The 20505-nt window shown below is 52.4% G+C and carries 17 protein-coding genes and 2 pseudogenes; 5 read left to right on the top strand and 14 right to left on the bottom strand.

Going from position 1 to position 20505, the window contains the following annotated elements; genetic code table 11:
• Positions 1-318: 318 nt before the first annotated feature.
• Positions 319-894 carry a TetR/AcrR family transcriptional regulator gene (locus tag CF651_RS13905; protein ID WP_094015475.1) on the bottom strand — a complete coding sequence of 192 codons (576 nt, stop codon included), beginning with the start codon at positions 892-894 and terminating at the stop codon, positions 319-321.
• A 92-nt stretch (positions 895-986) separates the two neighbouring features.
• Here CF651_RS13905 and CF651_RS33145 point away from each other — a divergent pair.
• Positions 987-1209: pseudogene (locus CF651_RS33145) on the top strand (aldo/keto reductase); the annotation flags it as partial.
• A 121-nt stretch (positions 1210-1330) separates the two neighbouring features.
• Here the strand turns inward: CF651_RS33145 and CF651_RS13915 are convergent.
• From CF651_RS13915 to CF651_RS13925, 3 genes are all read right to left on the bottom strand, one after another.
• Positions 1331-1726, bottom strand: coding sequence for a VOC family protein (locus tag CF651_RS13915; protein ID WP_094015476.1), 396 nt, complete (start codon positions 1724-1726; stop codon positions 1331-1333).
• A 214-nt stretch (positions 1727-1940) separates the two neighbouring features.
• Positions 1941-2339 carry a nuclear transport factor 2 family protein gene (locus CF651_RS13920; RefSeq protein ID WP_094015477.1) on the bottom strand — a complete coding sequence of 133 codons (399 nt, stop codon included), beginning with the start codon at positions 2337-2339 and terminating at the stop codon, positions 1941-1943.
• Positions 2340-2413: 74 nt separating this feature from the next.
• The gene (locus CF651_RS13925; RefSeq protein WP_094015478.1) at positions 2414-2878 is read right to left on the bottom strand and encodes a DinB family protein; all 465 of its coding nucleotides are present in this window, start codon (positions 2876-2878) and stop codon (positions 2414-2416) included.
• A 200-nt stretch (positions 2879-3078) separates the two neighbouring features.
• On the opposite strand from CF651_RS13925, the gene CF651_RS13930 reads away from it, so the two are divergent.
• Entirely contained in the window at positions 3079-3990 is a 912-nt protein-coding gene (locus CF651_RS13930) for a LysR family transcriptional regulator (protein ID WP_094015479.1), read from the top strand.
• A 7-nt stretch (positions 3991-3997) separates the two neighbouring features.
• On the opposite strand, the gene CF651_RS13935 is transcribed toward CF651_RS13930, so the two are convergent.
• Positions 3998-5203, bottom strand: a complete 1206-nt coding sequence (locus CF651_RS13935; protein WP_094015480.1) for an MFS transporter — start codon at positions 5201-5203, stop codon at positions 3998-4000.
• Positions 5204-5348: 145 nt separating this feature from the next.
• Positions 5349-5651: an ArsR/SmtB family transcription factor gene (locus tag CF651_RS13940; RefSeq protein WP_094015523.1), complete on the bottom strand. Its 303-nt coding sequence runs from the start codon at positions 5649-5651 to the stop codon at positions 5349-5351.
• Between the two features lie 213 nt (positions 5652-5864).
• Between CF651_RS13940 and CF651_RS13945 the strand changes: the two genes are divergently transcribed.
• The 3 genes from CF651_RS13945 to gdhA all read left to right on the top strand — a co-directional run bounded on the left by CF651_RS13945 (position 5865) and on the right by gdhA (position 9804).
• On the top strand, positions 5865-7064 hold the full coding sequence (locus CF651_RS13945) for an MFS transporter (protein ID WP_094015481.1): 1200 nt from the start codon (positions 5865-5867) through the stop codon (positions 7062-7064).
• 208 nt (positions 7065-7272) lie between these two features.
• Entirely contained in the window at positions 7273-8157 is an 885-nt protein-coding gene (locus tag CF651_RS13950) for an SDR family oxidoreductase (protein ID WP_094015482.1), read from the top strand.
• 276 nt (positions 8158-8433) lie between these two features.
• A complete protein-coding gene (gene gdhA, locus CF651_RS13955) occupies positions 8434-9804 on the top strand; it encodes an NADP-specific glutamate dehydrogenase (protein WP_179232809.1) in 1371 nt (456 codons plus the stop codon).
• A 233-nt stretch (positions 9805-10037) separates the two neighbouring features.
• Here gdhA and CF651_RS13960 read toward each other — a convergent pair whose 3' ends face one another.
• The 8 genes and pseudogenes from CF651_RS13960 to CF651_RS13990 all read right to left on the bottom strand — a co-directional run bounded on the left by CF651_RS13960 (position 10038) and on the right by CF651_RS13990 (position 20502).
• Positions 10038-10490, bottom strand: a complete 453-nt coding sequence (locus CF651_RS13960) for a VOC family protein (RefSeq protein WP_094015484.1) — start codon at positions 10488-10490, stop codon at positions 10038-10040.
• A gap of 100 nt (positions 10491-10590) precedes the next feature.
• Positions 10591-10752, bottom strand: a pseudogene (locus CF651_RS31925) (IS1595 family transposase); the annotation flags it as partial.
• Positions 10753-10953: 201 nt separating this feature from the next.
• Positions 10954-11661 carry a response regulator transcription factor gene (locus CF651_RS13965; protein ID WP_094015485.1) on the bottom strand — a complete coding sequence of 236 codons (708 nt, stop codon included), beginning with the start codon at positions 11659-11661 and terminating at the stop codon, positions 10954-10956.
• Positions 11636-13771 (bottom strand): sensor histidine kinase, encoded by a 2136-nt coding sequence (locus CF651_RS13970; protein ID WP_179232810.1) that lies wholly within the window; start codon positions 13769-13771, stop codon positions 11636-11638. The genes CF651_RS13965 and CF651_RS13970 overlap by 26 nt, the downstream gene beginning before the upstream one ends.
• Positions 13772-13937: 166 nt before the next feature.
• Positions 13938-17672, bottom strand: a complete 3735-nt coding sequence (locus tag CF651_RS13975; RefSeq protein WP_094015487.1) for an S-layer homology domain-containing protein — start codon at positions 17670-17672, stop codon at positions 13938-13940.
• A 232-nt stretch (positions 17673-17904) separates the two neighbouring features.
• Positions 17905-18747, bottom strand: coding sequence for a sugar phosphate isomerase/epimerase family protein (locus CF651_RS13980; RefSeq protein WP_094015488.1), 843 nt, complete (start codon positions 18745-18747; stop codon positions 17905-17907).
• 27 nt (positions 18748-18774) lie between these two features.
• Positions 18775-19590, bottom strand: coding sequence for a carbohydrate ABC transporter permease (locus CF651_RS13985; RefSeq protein WP_425436268.1), 816 nt, complete (start codon positions 19588-19590; stop codon positions 18775-18777).
• 18 nt (positions 19591-19608) lie between these two features.
• Complete coding sequence (locus CF651_RS13990) at positions 19609-20502, bottom strand: carbohydrate ABC transporter permease (protein WP_245855904.1); 894 nt, start codon at positions 20500-20502, stop codon at positions 19609-19611.
• Positions 20503-20505 lie beyond the last annotated feature (3 nt).

Here is a 20505-nt window from a genome sequence, read left to right on the forward strand (position 1 = left end):
AGATGGGTATAAGAGCCAGGCTCTTGAGTTTTGAATGACATAGTAACCCTCCTAGGTTTGATGAGACATGGATCACGGTATAGCACTGCTATACAAGTATTATAGCACCGCTATACAAAATTGTCTATATCGGTGCTATACATTTTCTAAAGTGCTGTCCTGCGGTCTGACACAAATCCAAGAGAACTAATGCTCGTATCCTCCAAACATAAAAAAGATCGCCATCCTCTGGAGGCCCAGGTTGGATAGGCGATCTTTTTTACGCATCTTCTAAATTGGGGCTTTGCCTGGAGTTTCCAGGCTCTGTCATCGAATTCCTCATTTTGAATCGGCGTCCGGCCTTTGGATCAAAATGATCTGCATTACGCTTTCCCGAATGAGATCAATGACATCGGGTTGGGGTGGGCGTGCCTTACGAATCTGGGCCGTCACATACAGCCAAGAGGCCGTATTGGCGGAAGCCCAGACCAGATCTGCCGCAGCCTGGGCTGACACAGCCAGTTTGCCTTCGGCGGCGACTTTCTGAACATTTTGCACGAGTGCTTGGTACGAATGATCTGCCGCCTCAATATGGGCGCCCTCTAGCAACCGCCCCATCATCGCCGCATAAATCCGAGGACGGGCTGCCGCGAAGCGGACATAGTCATCCCATCCTTGACGAAGAGCCATCTCTGGAATGGTGGACTCCACTGCGGCAATCTTGCTTTCAAATAACTGTTTGAACGCTTCCACTATAGCTGCACTCAGGAGTCCATCGGCATTACCGAAATGGTGGTAGAGTGTAGGAGCCGTAACCTGCGCGATCGCAGTTACGGCTCGCGTCGAGAATTGGGCTCCGCCCTCCTCTTCGAGTACCTTAAGAGCAGCTGCCAATATTTTATCATATGTGTTCATACGTCCATTATAGCAGTGCTATATGCGTATGTCCATAACGAAGGTTTTACGCCTGTGACCATAATCCCTGTATTGGTGACCAGATGTTCTTCGCCCAGGTCGTGTTGCGCTGGCTTGTTCAGCGTGAAGTCGTTGTCATTCCAAAATCGGTAAAAAAAGAGCGGATCGTCGAAAACTTCGACATTTTCGACTTTGAGTTGAGCTGGGACGATATCGAACAAATTCCCGCGCTCGATACGCGGGAAAGCCTTTTCTTATCCTACCACGACCCGAAATTTCGCCAAGATGCTGGGCACCTTGAGAGTCGATCTGTAAGCCTTGAACGAACCATAAACACATCATCCGTTTATCCTCATCTATTTAAGAAAGGACAGGGCGGGCACCTCTGTCCTTTCTTTACTTGAATAGCAAATTTTAACCGCTAATCCCAAACTCATTACAACACCTGCGCAATCTCCCACAAGTGCCCGTCCGGATCGGCAAAACAAGCCGTCCTCCGCCCCCAGGGGCGCGTTGTCGGTCCATTCAATAACTTAACGCCTCGCACTTCCAGTTCATCGCATACCCGGTCAATGTCTGACACTTGAATCGTGAACTGAAACCGCGCGCCATCTCCTCCGCGACCAACCTGCGCCGGCTTAATCAACTCGTGGGCATTGGATTGATTTAACAGATTGATGCTTGTATTGCCATAATCGAACACCGTGCAGCTTTCATCTTCATATATAATCTCAAGTTTGAACGTCTCTTGGTAGAATGCCTTCGACCTATGCAAATCTTCCACAAACAATGTGATTTCGGTAATTTTGTTCACCCAGTCAGTTGTCGCCATTCGCCCTCGACCCCATTTTCAATTTTTTACAATCATATTTTGATAATATGAATTGCCCGTACCGTTGTCAAACCTAAAAGGAGCCTGTGCTCGTCGCATACGAGCCTGCGCCTATTGCGGTTGAACGCTATGATACACGCCGCTAGCAGAAAGAGGCGACCGTACGAACACGGCAGCCTCGTGGCAAAGCTATTGTATTTTTTCGAGAATGAAATCAATCCTCTCTAAAAGAGGCCTCCAAGGCACCCGTATCTTCAAAGCCCCGAAAATACTTTATTTTACCGTCTTCCACCTCGCAAACCACCGCCCAGTAACTTTCGAAAATTTTACCGGTAGGCCGAATCCGATGTTTAAAGCTTCCCCAAGCCAAAGCAGTGGTTTCATCAGCGAGGATCTTATGGATCACAAATTCCTGGGTATCGAGATCTTTCTGGAACTTAGACAATAACGTCCTTACGCCCTCTATCCCATAATAGGTTCCATAAAAGTAATGTCTGTCGGCCTCCTTCTCGAATGCCGCGATAAACTTAGCATCCTGGTGCACATAATCAAGAGCTTTATCTATATCCGCTAAGCTTTGAAAATACTGCTGCAAAACTTGATCAGGTTTCATATCGCATCGGCCTCCTTTTTTAGAAATGTAACATGGGTCGGCAGCTTCACGTCGTATTCGTCAATGCCTAAAACTTATTGTATGGCTTTAAGCTGGCTCGAAATGATCCCCAGGTGTATGGCCTCGTGCATTAGCGCGAAATTGAACAACTCCCCGGAGCTCAAGAATTGGAACGGGCCCATAATAAACGGCGATTGCAGATTCATGTCCAGCATTTCGGGCGTCAGCTCGGAGAGGCGGGATAGCTGCGCCATTAACATTTCGGTCAGCTCTTCCTTCGAAGGCGGAACAACCGTCCACTCCGCAGGTTTCGTTCCGGAACCAAACAGCGCTTCATATTGAGATGGAATTGCACTAGGAAATCCGAAGGATAAAGTCAAGTATTTATCCATCCAATTCACCATATGACCCACATTCCAACGAATCGTGTTATTGAAGCCTTTCGATTCAATATCGAATTGATCCTCCGAAATGCCCTGAAGCTGCCCGATCACGATTTGACGCAAAACTTTTCCAGTAGTGATAATCGAATTGGCCATGATTATAACGCCTCCTAATGAAATGGTTGTAAGTGTTTCGCTTTCATATCCAAAGTGTACCTTTCTCCTACCAAAGCAACAATCACGAGAATCCGATGCAAATGATCGGTTTTAGTAATGATTGAATAAGGGGTTGGGATAAATTGGATTTCCCTTTATAATGATGAGCGGAGATCGTTTATTCAAAGGGGGAGTGGAGCATGGAATTTAGACAGCTTGAGTATTTTGCCGCCATCTGTAAGGAGATGCATTTCTCTAGGGCCGCCGAGAACCTATGCACGACACAGTCGAATCTGAGTCAGCAGATCAAGTTTTTGGAAAACGAGCTCGGGATGCCTCTGTTCGATCGCATTGGCAAACGGATCGCGTTAACGGATGCGGGTAAGATTTTGCTGGAACAATGTCATATCATCTTCGAACGGGTCGACTATATTAAGGGAGCGATAACAGACCTGAAGCACATGGAAGGCGGCAGACTGGACATCGGGATTCTTCCTGGAGACGGAGATTTACTTTTTGATGCACTGTTGATCAATTTCCACCGCGCACATCCCAAGCTCTCCATACGCGTTACGGAAACCGTTGATGTATATCAACAAGTTGTCAACGGCACAAGGGATCTTGGAGTTACCATTGTGCCTGAGAATCCGGATGATCGCATCTCGATCATCCATTTGTTCCACGAGGAGTTTGCCTTGGCCATCCATTCCGATCACCCCTTTGCGAAGTCAAAGGCGATCCCCTTTGAACAATTACAGCAGCTAAAGATGGTCATGTTCGGTCCGGAGCATCAGATTACGAAGGTTATTGATTCTTGCTGCAAAGAAAAAGGAATTGCCCTAGACAATTCCATTGAAACCTCTACATTATCGACGCTTCTGTCCTTAGTCGAACAAGGGATAGGAGCGGCGATACTTCCGAGGCTGCTGCTTGATTACCTGAAACGTGATCATATTTCAGCCGTAACGCTGCTCCATCCTACACCAAGCCAGGATATTTGCATCCTGTACCGAACGGACAAATTTATGGGGCAAGCTGCAAAAACCTTTATAAGCGAATTGCAGTCTTTCATTCGAAATGTAACGGAGCTTTCCGCTCGGTCATCGGGATAAACCTGAATCAGTCTGACAAAGCATGTTCTTGCCGGATGCCTTCTTTTCCTGCCTCCTGTCTTATCCATGAAAATAATAATAATGAGGCCATGACTGCAATTGTCACCCAGGTCGTCCCGAACCACGAAATGGATGACAAGGATATCCGATCCACGGCGACGCCGCCGATTCCTGCTCCTGCTGCCATCGATAATTGCATCGTAGATTGGTTGAGCCCGAGCATGACTCCTGAATAATTCGGCTCAATCCGGATCAAATTATATTGCTGCGTAGGACCCGACGACCATGCTGCAAATGACCATAATACAAGGACGGCGGCAACGATGACCCAAGAACTCGTTAGAGCGACGGCAGCAGACAGCAGCAAAAATGCGACAATGTGCAGGAGCATCCCACCGATTAACGTGAAGGAAACTCCCCATCGATCTGTACTGTAGCCGCCGAATTTGGAACCGATCAAGCTCGCCACGCCGAACGCCAGCAAGACTCCGCTGAGCACTTCTTCATGTAAGCCTGCAACCTTGAGTAGATAAGGTGAAATGTAGGTATACGCTATAGAGTAGCCGCCAAGCCAAAAGAAAGTGATCGAGAGTCCAAGAGCCACTTTTCTGTTTTTGAGAAGAGCAAGCTGCTTAGACAAAGGTACAGGGGCATCCCCTTTTACCCGCGGGATCGTTCTATATAGAACAAAGATGGCCAGAAGACCTATTATGGCAATGAAACCGAACACTGATTTCCAGCCGAATGCCGTAGCAATCATGCGTCCGAGAGGAACCCCGATAATTAATGATGTAGTAAATCCCATCACTACCGTTGCAATCGAGCTGGCCTTTTTCCCTTCGGGCGCAATTTTCGCTGCTATATCCAAGGCGGTTACAACAACCATTCCTGCGCCTAAAGCCATCAACACGCGCGCAAGCACAAAAAGCCCGAAGCCCGGCAGTACAAAAGACAACAGGTTGGCAAACACGAAAATGCCCAGCGCGCCAACGAGCAGCTTTTGCCTCTCGATTTTTGCCGTCAAAGCCATGAATACAGGGGTGCAAATAGCATAGACAATGGAAAAAATGGTCACAAGCTGCCCGGCCGAAGTAATGGAGATCCCCAGCGTATCCGAGATTTTGTCTAAAATACCTGAAATGACATACTCGGATGTCCCGACTAAAAAACTGACGATCGCCAAAAAATAAATCTTCCAAATGCTCGACTTCAAATTTCACCACTCCTAAATTTTATCACATCTATATATAATGAATTATCGATTTGTTATGCATTATAAATCTAAATATTTAAATATGTCGATTTATAGGCTTGAAAACAAACCGAATCCTTAGAAAAGAATTCAGCTTGTTGTTTTATTACATTTCGTTATTGAAAAATGCACCGATTTCGCGTATCGCTTCCTCGTTTCTTTTGAAGTACGTATACTTACCGATTCGTTCCGACGTGATCAGACCTGCCCGCTGGAGTATCGATAAATATTGGGAAGCTGTGGACTGTGTCATCTTCAGCGTATCCGTGACTTGACCAACACATACCCCGATTTTCCTCATATCAATCCCTTCATGGGGCGTAAAATGCTTTTCAGGATCTTTCAACCAATGCAAAATTTGCAATCTCGACTCGTTGGACAGTGCTTTAAAAACTTCAATCGGCTCCATACACATTATCATATCGCAAATCATCGATGTGTCAAGTCTCATGTTTACCAATTACAGGTTAAATAGAATAAATCTATTAGACAGGATGAAGAAGCCAATGGTAAATTTAGGCGTATACCGCACTTATCCTATAGAATTAATGCAAATTAATCACCACAATCCATGAGCGGCCGGTTATAAAGCAGGCTACTAACAAACGAAGGCGGTGACAGCATGGAGCTCCACTGGAAACGCAATCTTTATGTATTATGGCTGGGCTTGTTTTTTAACCACATGGCGTATACCCTTTCGGTACCGTTTTTCCCTATTTTTCTACAAAATGATCTGGGCATTCAGAACGGACTGGAAGCCTGGTCAGGCGTTTCCATTTCAATCAGCTTTCTGATTAGCGGCTTATGTGCACCCTTCTGGGGGTCGCTCGCCGATAAATATGGCAAGAAGCCTATGCTTATTCGCTCAGGTATAGGCTTAGCTATGGCGCACTTCGCCAATTATTTCGTTCATGATCCTTATATGTTTATTCTTGTCCGGATTTTTCAAGGCTTTATGGCAGGCTTCAGCCCTGCTTCTATCGCTTTGGTTGGCACCAATACACCGGAGAAGCATGTCGGTTATGCATTGGGCGTCATCTCGACTTCAGCTGCTGCAGGGGGCATTCTTGGACCGCTCGCCGGGGGCGTGCTGAGTCATTGGATGGGGCTGCGGGAATGCTTCGTGGCATCCGGGCTGATTACGTTAGTTTCCGCCTTCATCGTTCTGGCAGGTGTTAAAGAGGTGCACGTGCAACAGACCGGGGAACGTCCCAGTGTCCTTAAAGATCTTAAGCAAGCCTCCGTTAACCCGAGATTAATACGGATCTATGGGCTCATCTTATTAGTCTCAACTTCGGTCATGATTCTGGAGCCGCTCCTGACAATCTATGTGGTGCAAATCGGCGGCAGTATAAACAACGCTTCGCTCAGCTCGGGCATTGTTTTCTCAGCGGTTGGCATTGCTACGGTCATTATGGGTCCCCGCTGGGGTAAGATAGGCGGTCGAATCGGGTATGACAAAACGCTCTTCATCGGGCTATTAGGCGGAGGCATCGGAAATCTGCTGCAGCTCGTCGTTCATCATCTTGTCGGCTTTGGCATCCTGCGGTTCAGCTATGGGCTGTTTTTTGCTGCCGTGTATCCGGCTTTGAATGCGCTCATCATTAAATATGCGGACGCTGATTTCCGCGGCAGGGCCGTCAGCCTGAGTCAATCTGCAAGTCAGTTCGGCATCGTGGCAGGCCCGCTGCTCGGTGGTATTCTCGGCGGATGGATCGGCATTCAATTCGTCTTTCTGCTTACAGGGCTGACGCTGCTTGGAGCAGCCTGGACCTTAAAAGTCGCCGGCTTGAAGCAAGCTGACCGGACGCTAAGCGGATAGCCTGCTATCGTTTCTTGTTAATCCCAAGAAGGAACATTGGTAAACCGAATCCGGCGCTGGCCTGTATGTCCCCCGTTTGCTGGGCTAGAATTCCGCGATGATCCTATAAAAGGGCAGCAGCACTGCGGAAGGTATTGCTATCGAGTGCACTCTATACTTTATCATTTTACTTGTCGGTAATGATTCCCATTATAGGAGGAATGTAATAATGCGTGTTTTTGTCACCGGAGCAACCGGATTCGTCGGATCTGCCGTTGTGCCCGAGCTCCTCGCTGCAGGGCATCAGGTCGTCGGGCTTGCCCGCTCGGATGAGGGGGCCGCAGCGTTGAAAGCCGCTGGAGCCGACGTACATCGAGGTACCTTGAATGACCTCGACAGCCTGCAAAATGGAGCCGCCGCTGCGGACGGCGTCATCCATCTTGCCTTCATTCATAACTTCTCGGACTATGCTGCAGCAGCCGAAACCGATAGACAAGCGATCGAGGCGATCGGAGCCGCGCTCCAGGGCTCCAACAAACCATTCGTTGTCACCGCGGGGACGCTCATGCTTTCGCCGGGACGTCTCGGGACGGAAGAAGACACCCTGCCCCCGAACACACTGCGGCATTCCGAAAAAACTGCGATTGGGCTGGTTGAGCGTGGGGTGCGGTCCTCAATCGTCCGCCTCGCACCATCCGTGCACGGCCCCGGCGATCATGGCTTCGTCCCGGAGCTGATTCGCATTGCCCGTGACAAAGGCGTCTCCGCCTACATCGGCGACGGGTCCAACCGCTGGCCGGCGGTGCATCGCATCGATGCCGCCCGCTTGTTCCGGCTGGCGGTGGAGGCGGCCCCGGCCGGCTCACGGCTGCACGGTGTCGGCGATGAGGGTGTGCCATTCCGCGACATCGCCGGCGTCATCGGCCGCCACCTGAACCTGCCGGTGGCCAGCATTTCACACGAAGAGGCATCAGCCCACTTCGGCTGGATCGGCGCCTTCGCGTCGGCCGATAACCCTGCGTCGAGTGCAAAGACGCAGGACCTCCTGGGCTGGAAGCCGGTGCACCCCACTCTGATCCAGGACCTCGAAGAAGGTCACTACTTCAACGGTTGAACTACCAAAACATGTGATACAGGGGCGATTCTCCGGCACTTGCCGGGGAGTCGCCTTTTCCGTATCAAGCTAATTGTAACTAGTTGTGAATGGACATCCGCACAACACCCCGTACTATGTTCAGAATATTTACGACCAATGGCCTCTTATTGACGCTCAGGAGTAAGCTTACATGACATGTAAATTATTGTTGCCCTATGAATAAAAATAAGGTAAAACTAATATATATTTGCCATTTTGAAACTATTCCATGACTGATAAAGGTGGTTGAATGAATTGACTTTGCAAGTAGATCATGAAACAAAGGCAAAGGAATATATACACTCCGTATACGAAACTGTAGTAAAGCGCAATCCTCATGAGAGCGAATTCCATCAAGCGGTAAAAGAAATTTTGGAGTCGCTGACTCCTGTTTTTGCTAAGCATCCGAAATACATGCAGCATGGAATTCTGGAGCGTCTTGTGGAGCCGGAGCGTCTCATTACTTTCCGTGTGCCATGGGTGGACGATCAAGGAATCCCTCGCGTCAACCGCGGCTTCCGTGTGCAATTCAACAGTGCCATCGGGCCGTATAAAGGCGGACTGCGGTTCCATCCTTCCGTGAATGCGAGCATTATCAAGTTTCTTGGCTTCGAGCAGACGTTCAAGAACTCTCTAACGGGCCAGCCCATCGGCGGTGGTAAAGGCGGCTCCGACTTCGATCCCAAGGGCAAATCCGACAACGAAATCATGCGCTTTACGCAAAGCTTCATGACCGAGCTGTACAAGTATATCGGACAAGACACCGACGTACCGGCAGGGGATATCGGCGTTGGCGCACGAGAGATCGGCTATATGTTCGGTCAATATAAACGAATCCGCGGCGCTTATGAAGCGGGCGTCTTGACCGGCAAAGGCATCATCTACGGCGGCAGTCTGGCTCGTACGGAAGCTACTGGCTATGGCTGCGTATATTTCGTCAACGAAATGCTCCAGTCCCAAAGTCTTGGCTTCGAGGGCAGTACTGTTGTCGTGTCCGGCTCCGGCAACGTAGCTATTTATTCCATGCAAAAAGCGATGCAATTAGGTGCCAAGGTCGTTGCTTGCAGCGATTCCAATGGCTACATTTACGATAAGAACGGCATTCACCTGGATACGGTTCGCCGCTTGAAGGAAGTCGAGAGAAAGCGGATCAGCGAGTACGTGAAGGAGCACCCGCATGCGACGTATCACGAGGGCTGCAACGGCATCTGGACGATTCCATGCGACATTGCACTCCCGAGCGCTACACAGAATGAGATTAACGAGGAGTCCGCGAAAATTCTTGTACGCAACGGAGTAAAGGCTGTTGGCGAAGGTGCCAACATGCCGTCCACGCTGGAGGCGATCGATGTATTCTTGAAGGCGGGTGTTCTGTTCGGGCCGGCTAAAGCAGCCAATGCTGGCGGTGTTGCGGTATCCGCATTAGAAATGTCCCAGAACAGCATGAGGTACTCGTGGCACTTCCACGAGGTAGACGATAAGCTTCATACAATCATGAAAAATATTTACAAGAGCTCCGTCCAGGCGGCAGAGGAGTACGGCCAGCCAGGAAACCTTGTTGTCGGAGCCAACATCGCCGGCTTTATTAAAGTAGCCGATGCGATGATTGCACAAGGTGTAATCTAAGAGTCCCTATCGATTCAACAAAACAAAAACAGAAACTTGCAAATGGGGGGCAGCCCCTGATATTTGCAAGTTTTTCTTTTTCTCGAAACTTCACAACAGCTACGTTCCTGGGAAGCCATTTTAAAAAAGGCTATGTCACCTCCTGATGTTGATTTGTACGGTAAAAAAAACGCCTCGTTGAAGAGGCGGCTTATTGGGCTATCGTACCCGTTAGGTCTTTTTTTAAACGTCACTTATTTATGACTGAGTTGTTCCGCCAAACCGATTAGAAGTCCTTCATGTCCACGAATGTAGCAGAGCCGATACGAGTCCCCGTACTGAACCACTTCGCCAACGAGCTGAGCACCACGCTTAGTGAGTCTGGATACCATTTCGTCAATGTCTTCAACAGTGAACATAACGCGTAGATAACCGAGGGCATTTACAGGAGCCGTTCGGTGATCTGATATAGTAGGCGGGGTGAGAAATCGCGAAAGTTCAAGTCGACTGTGGCCATCTGGGGTAACCATCATGGCAATCTCTACACACTGTGAACCCAGCCCGGTTACGCGACCAGCCCATTCACCTTCGACAGTAGCTCTCCCTTCGAGCTTCAAGCCAATCTCCTCGAAGAAAGAGATTGCGTCATCAAGGGATTCTACAACAATGCCCACATTGTCCATTCTTAGCAATTTGTTTTTTGCCATAGTTTTATCTCCTTAGGTGTACAAATTTATTACCAGATTATCTTCATACTTATTCTATCAAAAATTACTAACTGCTTCCAAAATGGTAGCGTTGACGTTAAACCTCACCAGTACTGGATTTTACAGCGTACTTCCCAAATCGCACACCAGAATGGTTTTTGCAATGCGGGCAAACGAGTCCCTCTGAATGCTTCTGCTCTTGAATTTCATCAATCGTTCGAACTGGAACCGCCATACCCTTGGTTCGGGACACATATATCAAATATCAACAACAAAGTTTAGCATAGCCTTAAAAAAAGAGACCCGCAGCAACGGGCCGCAGGTCTAAGGTTTATATATTAAAAAGGGGGTCGACTTTTATTATAGGCATGTTTCATTAATACAAGATGAAAAACACATTTCATTTGTGTTACAAATTTTCTCAAAAGAGAACCAGCGACGCACCCTTCGCTTCCCTTCCATCTCAGCATGAAGCGTGAGCCCAGCAAAATTTGTATCCGAAGCCGCGGACGGTCACAATATATCTCGGCGAATCCGGCTCCTCCTCAATCTTCTTGCGCAGATTGCGGATATGTACCATAACGGTGCGCAGATCGCTGTCTTTCTCCCAGCCCCACACCTGCTCGTACAGCTGCTCGACGCTGAACACCTGATTCGGGCGCTCCGCCATGAACAGCAGCAGCTGCCTTTCCTTCGCATACAAGGCCAGCGGACTCCCCGCAATCTTCACCTCCAGGCTGTCCGGATGGATCTCCATGCGGTTATCGCGCCAAATGCGGTTCGAGGGCTTCTGCGTCTCCGCCCCCATCTGAAACCTGCGCAGCTGCGCACGGACACGGGCTACGACCACACTCGGCTCGAACGGCTTCGTAATGTAGTCATCACCTCCGAGCTTCAAGCCCTCGATGACCTCCTGCGGCTCTTTCTTGCAGCTGATAAAAATAATCGGAATCGTCGACATCCCCCGAATCCGTCCCGCCAGCTCCAAGCCGGTTCCATCCGGCAAAAGAATATCGGTCAACAACAGATCCGGCACGTTCTTTTTAAACATGGAAAATGCGGCGGCGGTGTCTGAAGCCACCTCGACGTCCAAGCCGTCCATCCGCAAATAGATGACGAGAATATCGGCAATATCCTCGTCATCTTCAACGAGCAGCACTCGCTCCCCCATGGTCCTCCTCCTTCTCACTGAATTCCCTGCCGCTCACGACAGGTAAGGTGAAATAGACGCGGCATCCCGAGCCCGGTATGTTCTCCGCTCCGATGCGTCCCTGATGGTAGTGGACAATTTCCTTGCAGATCGACAAGCCTAATCCCGTCCCCTTGACGGCGCGTCTGGACTCCTTGGATCGGTAAAACCGGTCGAATACCGATTCCAGCTCCTGCTCGGGAATCCCCCGCCCATTGTCACATACACTAATGACTGCCTCGACAGCACCTGAGACGGTGCCGGGGACGATGTCGACCCGCATTTCGATGCGGCCATCCTCGGGGATGAACTTTTTGGCATTCCACAATATGTTCAGCACGACCTGCTCCATACGAATCGGGTCCATTCTCGCCACGTAAGAGCTTGACCCATCCGGAAGCGTACTGCCTTCTAGCCATACGAATTGCGAAGCACGCTCCAGCATATCGAGCTCATACCTGCGAAACAGCTGCTGGAAAAAGGGGACAACCTCCATCGGTTTATAATGAAACTGGATTTGCCCGGTCTCGAGCTTAGTCAGCTCCGTCAAGTCTTCGATTAACCGTTCCAGCACCTGTGACCGGTCGTAAATCCGCTTTGCATATTTAGCGTAATCGTCCTGAATCACCCCTTCCACCATCGCGATGGAATACCCTCGAATGGCGGTGATCGGCGTACCCAGCTCATGGGAAATATCCGATAGCAGCTGGCGGCGGAATTGTTCGATGCGGGACAGCTTCTCGTTGAGGTGAAACAGCTCGTCATGAGACTTCTGCAGCGCAAGTGTTCTGGCTTGAATCTTGTGCTCAAGCGTGTCGTTATGCACCTTCAGCTCCTTGGACAGCCTCTCAGCCTCCCGCGCCGTACGGGCGAACTTCAATGCCAAATGAACGGATTGCGTAAACAAGAAAAACAAGAGGCCGTAAGGCAAATAAATACCACTTCGAATAAAATGGTTAAAAAATAAAATGTCGGCCAAAATGGCAGCCGCAAAGCAAACGAACCCCAGCATATTCACGAGCGATTCTCGCGTCCGGGCGAAGATCGACCGAATATAGACGAAGACCAGAAACATCAGCACGGGGACCACAACGAACAAGTGGTAAAACAGCATCAAGTACGTATATACCCGTGCAGGCGCAACCAGCACGAATACGGTAAGCAGCAGATGAATGGCCATGGAAGCACGGACGATAACCGGGTGCTGCCGGTCCCAATATTCGCGGTACACGAACTGCAGCAGCATCTGCATGCCGACAAAGGCGGAGATATATTCCACCTTGACCGCGGCCTCCCATGAAATGCCTGGGAACACGTAGAGGCCGACCTCCTCCCCCAACACAGAGGTTCGGGCGACAACGGCCAAACACAGCAGCCCGAAGTATAACGAGCTTCGGTCCTTTTTCCGCGCGGCATATAAGCCCAGATGGTACAAGCCCATAATCAGCAGGCTGCCGATAATAAATGCCTCCAGACCGAAGCGGATCGTCCGCTCCCGCCCGATTTGTTCCGTACTGCCCAGATGAATCGGCTCCCAAATACCGCCTTTGCGTTGAACAAAATTCGACACCTGCATGACGAGCTCATTGCTTCCCGGCTTCGGCTGAAAGCTGACCACCTTGGGAAGGTTGTACGGAACCATTGTGGACAGCGAGCGGCCGACCGTCCCATTGGAAGCCAGCGGCTTGCCGTTCACCCACAGCTTGTACGACGTGGCGACACCGCGCACATACAGTGATAAAGGCGGGAGATCCGCCCCCTCCGGAAGCAGCAGACGCACTCGGTACGTTCCGTAGCCTTGGTTGGACAACGCCTCCCCTTCATGGAAGGCGGTACTCCAGACCGCAGGCACCTGAACCCGCAGAGGGGCTTGCTCCTGCAGCCCTCTATCGATTTGTTCAGGCGTCAGCAGCTGTCCCCAATACAGGTCCCAGCTTCCCCCCAAGGATACTGTGGATTGGGTCAAATCCCATCCGGTCAAATCCAGGACGGCGCCCGCGTCACCGGTCCCTTCTTCAGCAAAAGCCCGAGGCCAACTCCATAGGTTCAAGCACAGCAGCAGGCCTAACCAGAGCCATCCGATCTTTCTCATCCCGTCCATTCCCCTCAAGCATGACTTCCTTCAGAGTAACACTAAAGCCGTCGCGGCTACAACGTTTTTTGCCGCCCAAAAGACAAGGCAGAACAGGGCGAATCTACCTTTCGCCTGTCCTGCCCTGCTCCGTCCGGAGCCTGCTCGCTCCAGCTTGATGCCGCTTCTATCTGTGCAGTGATTCCAGCAGCATATAGATCATTTTGGCCGCCTCGGCGCGGGTTACGGAGGCCTGTGGACGGAATGAGCCGTCCGGATACCCCGTCACAATGCCGCTTGCGGCGATTTTATGGACTGCATCCAGAGCCCAGCCTGGAATGTCTTTACCATCCGAGAACTGGGCCGCATCCCCGCTGCCTTGAGCGGCGGCATCCGGTCCCAGCTCCAATGCGCGGGAGAGAATCACGGTGAGCTCCGCGCGTGTCAGCTCTTGACTCGGCTTAAACCATGCGGCGCCCTTTTCCTGATAGCCCTGGATGACGCCTGCCTGAACGGCTTGTGCTATCGCATCTTTAGCCCAGGCCGGCAGCGTATCGCGGTCCGCGAAAGCATCCGGCTGCCCGCCGGCGGGCAGGACCAGCGCATCCGAGATCAGCTTGACCAGCTGTGCCCGGGTAACGGGCTGATCCGGCCGGAACGTCCGGTCCTCAAAGCCGTGAACGACGTTCAGCCCGACCAAACGGTCTACATACATGGACGCCCAATGTCCGTTCATATCGGAGAAGCTAGGCTGCTCCGCAGGGAACACCGCAATCAGACCGAAGTGATTCACATCCACGGTTATCGTTCCGTTCGCATCCGCGGTCCCCCCGATATATATCCATCTGGCTTGCTTCTTGTTGTAGTAATATATTGCAGGCTTCAAGCCCGTACCGATGCGCGAAGTGTCATACGAGATGCTCAGCTTCATCGGCTTGTTCAGATTCGTCCCCGTGCTGCTCGTAAATTCCACGATCGGCCCAAGATTCGTTTTTCCTGCGAAGGAGGGGGCATCCGCTTCCTTCACGAGCGACGCTTTGACGGTGCCGTCTTTCTGCAGAGCGCCCGCAGGAATCGTTATCGTTGCCTTGGCCGGAAGCTCCAGTACGCCTCCCACCGCAGCCAAAAATCCCTTCTCTACGCTCGTTACTTCGGACGCCGAGCCCGTCCCCGTTCCCTCGGAAGCCGCAGCGGTTCCTGTGGACGAGGAGCCGCTATGCTTGCCGCGTCCACTGCCCTGAGACGCCGGGTTGACAGTCACGGACACCGCAGCCGTATACACGCTGTTCGTTACCGTGATGACCGTTTGGCCTGCTTGCTTAGCCTGGACCAGGCCGTCCGCCGTCACCGTCGCCACGGACGCATCGCTGCTCCGGTACGCGGTGCCATAAACAGCGGACGTCACGTCCTTCTCCGTGCCGTCGGACAGCTGCGCTTTCACTGCAAGCTGCTGCGTTGCCACACCGCCCAGCTGCAGCTGCACCGTTGCCGGCACCGCCGTGATGCCCGTCACCTTGACGGATGCGGGCGGCACGTCCGCTCCCGCAACTGTCACGTTCACCTCAGCCTGGTACACGCTGTTTGTTGCCGTGATGACGGCTTGTCCCGCCTGCTTCGCCCGGATCAGGCCATCGGCCGTCACCGTCGCCACGGACGCATCGCTGCTCTCGTACGCGGTGCCATAGACAGCGGACGTCACGTCCTTCTCCGCGCCGTCGGACAGCTGCGCCTTGACGGTTAGCTGCTGCTGTGTAATCGCGCCGCCCAGCTGCAGCTGCACCGTTGCCGGCACCGCCGTGATGCCCGTCACCTGAGGGGCGTTCGCAGCTGCAACCGTGACCTGCACCGCTGCCGTGGAGCTGCCGTTAGCAATCGTAACGGTCGTCTGCCCCTCCTGCTTCGCCTCGATGAGCCCGTCGGCAGTGACCGTCGCTACGGACGTATTGCCGCTGCTGTAGATGGTCCCGGAGGCGGCGGAGGTGACATCCCGTGTCGTGCCGTCGGCAAGATGCTCCGTAACGGCAAGCTGACGGCTGACGGTACCGCCAAGCTGCAGGCTGACCACCCCGGGTGCTGCGCTGATCCCGGTTTTGTATTCGATAGCAGCCTCAGCCAAGCTGTCGCTGTACCAATTCGGGTACACACTGAAGGTGTACGTGCCCGGCGCCGGATTCGTCCATCCGGCCTGTGCGCTTACGGTGATTTCCATCGCACCGAGCAACGGGATGTCCTGCGGCACGGCTACGGTCAGCGTATGCGAGAAGCTTATATATTTCACTGCCTTTGCCGGAACTCCGTTCACAAGTACCAGATTCGGATCTATCGTGGCCGTCATGCTCATCGGGTCAACAACGGCAGGCACTTGAAGCTGCGAAGGAAGCGTGAAGGCAACGTAATCCCCGTTAGCGGCAGCTAACGGCACGTTAGGCTTGAGAGTGAACGTATAAGCGGCGTTCGCCTCGCCTGCCCAAGTGGAGGCCGGCGTTACGCCAAACTGCTGCACCTTCGAAGGCGCAATCAGCAGCGGGACCGTATTCGGCTTAACCGTCTGCGAGGTCATCACCTGGATCGGGTACTGCCCATAATGCCCGGCGAACTTGTTCGGCAAGTAGAAAATAATCGAGTAGTCCGGTGCCAAATAATAATTCGCAGGCAGCACGAATTGCAGCTTGTTGTCTGCGGGTCTGGATAGGGAAGACGGGTGAAGAATGTCCATGGCTTCTACCATTCCCGGTTCAATCTGTACATCCGCGGTTGAAACGGCGGGATCGCTCAGCACCGTTCCCTCGGGACTGACGATTGTTACCGTATCGCCCCCTTTTAGAATCGTCGGGCTGGTGAACCTGAACCGCAAGCGGCCGTCACTGTCAACTTCGACATAGCCTTCATCCGATGACGGGTTATCCGCAAGCGACCCGCCATCCGCAGGAACAATCCCGATTCGGCCCGTCGCGGAAAGCGGATCGACGCTGGTTGCCAGCTCGAACGAATAGTACCCTTTTGTGGACGGGTTCAGGAGCATCGCCGAGGCCAGGATACGAATCATGGCATTCGCATAGCTTGGCAGCAGCTGGCTAGGCTGAAGCACGAGCTGGTCTCCGTTGACGGTCACGGATGCCACGGACACCCCGTCTATTTGCACATCCGACGGAGTGATTGCCGCAGGTAAGCTGATCTCGGCAGGAAATTTCAGCGTGATCAGATCCGTCGTATGGATCGGCTGCATCACCGTAAATCCGAAAAGGTAAGCGGTATGGGCCGAGGCCGCATACGTATCCGCATCCGGCCGGAAGTTCATCACGCTGCGGAAGTAAATATTACTTTGCGCGGCTAACGCAGCATCGTTCGAAGCCGTGCTGATCGCGTAGTCTTCAGGGCCGGCTTCTTTGCGATGATAGTCCGGCGTAATAAGAAAGCCGGACAGCTTGATATCCACCGCCGCCCCGGCAGCTACCGGCTGGTTCAGAGGAAACGATAGCATCGGATGCCCGTCCGCCGACCATTCGGTAGTCACACTGCCGAATAGGCTGAGCGGCGAACCGTTCACCGTGGAAACGATGCTGCCGGCCGGCACCGTCTGACCGGTAGTCCATAAGCCGTAAAAATTCGGGTTCCCGGTGAAATTGTACTGGTAAGGCAGCACAATATGAATCGAGTCTCCGGCAGCCAGACTATCCTGCGCTGTGAAGGAGTAATGATAAACCGGTTTTTCTACTGAATAATTGTCTGGGCCGAGATAATAGCCGCTGTACAACGGCGGCGCTTCCGTTGTCACCTGGAAGCTCGAAAAGGCTGCCCCCGCGCCATGCACCTTTGCAGGAACGCTCCAGCTCCAGACCGTCGCCAGAAGCGACACCAACAGCGTATATACCAACACGAGACGTATACGCGCCCAACTTTGAACCTGCCCATCAGATAACATGTGGATCCTCCCTCTGAAATTGAACGATTTGCTATTAATCTATCAGCCTCAGTTTAAAACTGGTTTAAAAAACCGGATAAACCTTCAGCTTTCGACGGGTTCAGTCAAAATAATGCTGTCCTTCAGCGCCCCCGGCTTCTATGCGGTTCAGCCTCCAACACATGCAAAAACCGGGCCCCTGTGATCAGGAACCCGGCTACGTCTAGCGGCCATCTATCTTATGAGCAGCACCCTATACCCTCAGGCTGTGGTGTGCACAGCGCTCGTCCATCCATGCCGCAGAGGCAACGACATCGTCCAGCGCCCGCAGCTCCAGCACGGATGCGCCTGCGTACTCTGCAGCCTGCAAGAGCGCCACCGCTTCCTCCAACGGAACCGTACCGGCCCCCAGCCGGAGATGATCGTCATACCGTCCCTCGTTATCGCTCCAATGGACGCCGACCAGATGCGGCATCACCCTGCGCAAGCCGGACAAGCATTCGCCCTCCCCCATCAGATGCGCATGTCCCACATCAAAGACGATACCGACCCGGGGAGAGTCCGCTTTCTGGACCACCTGCAATAAAAAGTCCGCATCCGTGCCCAGCAATCCGGGATACGGAGGCACATTTTCCAAAGCCAGGACGACCTCGGTGCCCTCGATTTGCTCCAGTGCCTTCAACAGCACATGGGCCGCGCGCGATGCCGCTGCATCCTTGTCAGCTGCGCTCAGGACGCCTTCCCGGTAAGCCAGCTCCCCGGGATGCAGCACGACATGCGTGCACTTCAGCAGGCATGCAATCTGCAGTGTGCGCCGCAGCATGGCTTCCGTGCACCGTACCGCTTCTTCCTCAGCAGCCGCCAAATTCAGCCCCGTGATCGGAGCATGCAGCGACCATACGATCCCATGCTCCTCCCCGAGACGCTGCAACCGGAGCAGCCGCTCCTCCGGCCATTCCAGCAGCTCGCCGTGCCTTCCCTCGCCCATCACCTCGATCGACCTCCAGCCGCCTTCAATCAGACAAGCTACCGCTTCCTCGAGGGGATGCTCGATCAAGGCGTAAGTAGATACCGAATAGCTGCCTTGCATAGGCATGCTGACTCCTCCTTTTTCGTTACAAGGTCATTTAATACCCGAATGAATGAAGCTGTTCATGAACTGGCGCTGAAACAGCAGGAACCCGACCAGCAGCGGTGCGATGACCAGCAGCGTAGCCGCGCTGACCTCCGTCCACTGGGCGCCGATCTCATACGATTGGGCGAATATAGCAAGCCCTACCGTCAACGGCCGGTTTTCCACGGAATTGGTCACGATGAGCGGCCACAGGAAGTTATTCCAGTGATAGCTGACCGACACCAGCCCGAAGGCGATGTAAGACGGACGTGCCAGCGGAAAGTACACCTTCCATAATATTTGCCACCTGGAGTACCCCTCCATCGTTGCCGCTTCATCCAGCTCCGGCGGGATCGTCTTGAACATTTGGCGGAGCAGGAAAATACCGAAGGCCGAGGCGAAGTACGGCAGCATAATGCCCAGCTTCGTATCGAGCAGCGATAATTCCTTCAGCACCGTATAGTTCGGGAAAATGAGCACATCCGCCGGAACCATAATCTGCACGAGAAACAGCAGAAATACGACATTTTTCCCAAAAAAGCTGACGCGGGCAAAGGCAAACGCCGCCATCGTAGCGGTAATCATCTGAACCCCGAAAACGCACACGACGATGATGACCGTGTTGAGGTAATACTGCGCGAACGGCGCGGCCGACCAGACCGTCGCAAAATTATGCAGTGTAAACTCCAGTGAGAACGACGGAGAGAGCGCGATCTGCTTCGGACGGAAGGCCGTCACCGTCATCCAGAGCAGCGGCACAAGCCACAGCAGTGCAAATATATATAGGAGCCAGCGGCTAATTTTCAACTTCGCTAAGTGCATCATATCGCCTTTCTTTCTGCATCAATGATAATGGATCTTCTTATCCAGACCGAGAAAATTCAATGCGGCGAACAACAGCAGCACCGCTATCATGACGACCGTCAAGGTGGAGGCCACGCCCTGATCCCAGAAGCTGAACGCCGTCTCGTAAATGTAATACAGCAGCAGATTACTTGCGTTATCCGGCCCGCCTTTGGTCATAATCATCAAATGATCGACCAGCTTGAACGAATTGGTCAATGCGACAATCGTCACGAACAAGGTCGTCGGCATCAGCAGCGGAAACGTAATTTTGCGAAAAATCGTCCAGCGGTCCACCCCGTCAACATGCGCCGATTCATATAAATCGGGGGATATATTTTGCAGCCCGGCCAAGTAAAAGATCATAAAGTAGCCTGCTTCCTTCCAGACCACCATGAACACCATCGCCCACATGACCAGCTGCGGAGAGCCCAGCCAATTGACGTCGCCTGCGCTGATGCTCTTCATCACCCGGCTGAGCAGCCCGTACTGCGGGGTATAAATGAACAGCCAAATGTTGGCTACGGCAATCATAGGAATCATCGTAGGGTAAAAGAACGCGGTGCGCACAAGCCCTGTACCCCGCAGCGCTTTATTGGCGAATATCGCCATGAGAATGGCCAGCGCTATCGACGTAGGTACCGTACCGAGCGCAAACCACAGGTTATTGCCCATTACCTTCCAGAAAACCGTATCCTCGGCCAAATGCGTGTAATTGTCAAGTCCGATGAACGTCGGCACAGGCGTTGCCAAATCCGCTTGATAAAAGCTGAGCTTGATCGTCTTGGCAATCGGGTAGAAGGTGAACAGGAACAAAAACAGCAGCGAAGGCAGCAGCAGCAGCCAGGCAAAGGCGTTCGTCTTCCAATGTCTTATTAATGTCGTGACGCCCAATGA

Source organism: Paenibacillus rigui (assembly GCF_002234615.1).
GTDB classification, from domain to species: domain Bacteria; phylum Bacillota; class Bacilli; order Paenibacillales; family NBRC-103111; genus Paenibacillus_S; species Paenibacillus_S rigui.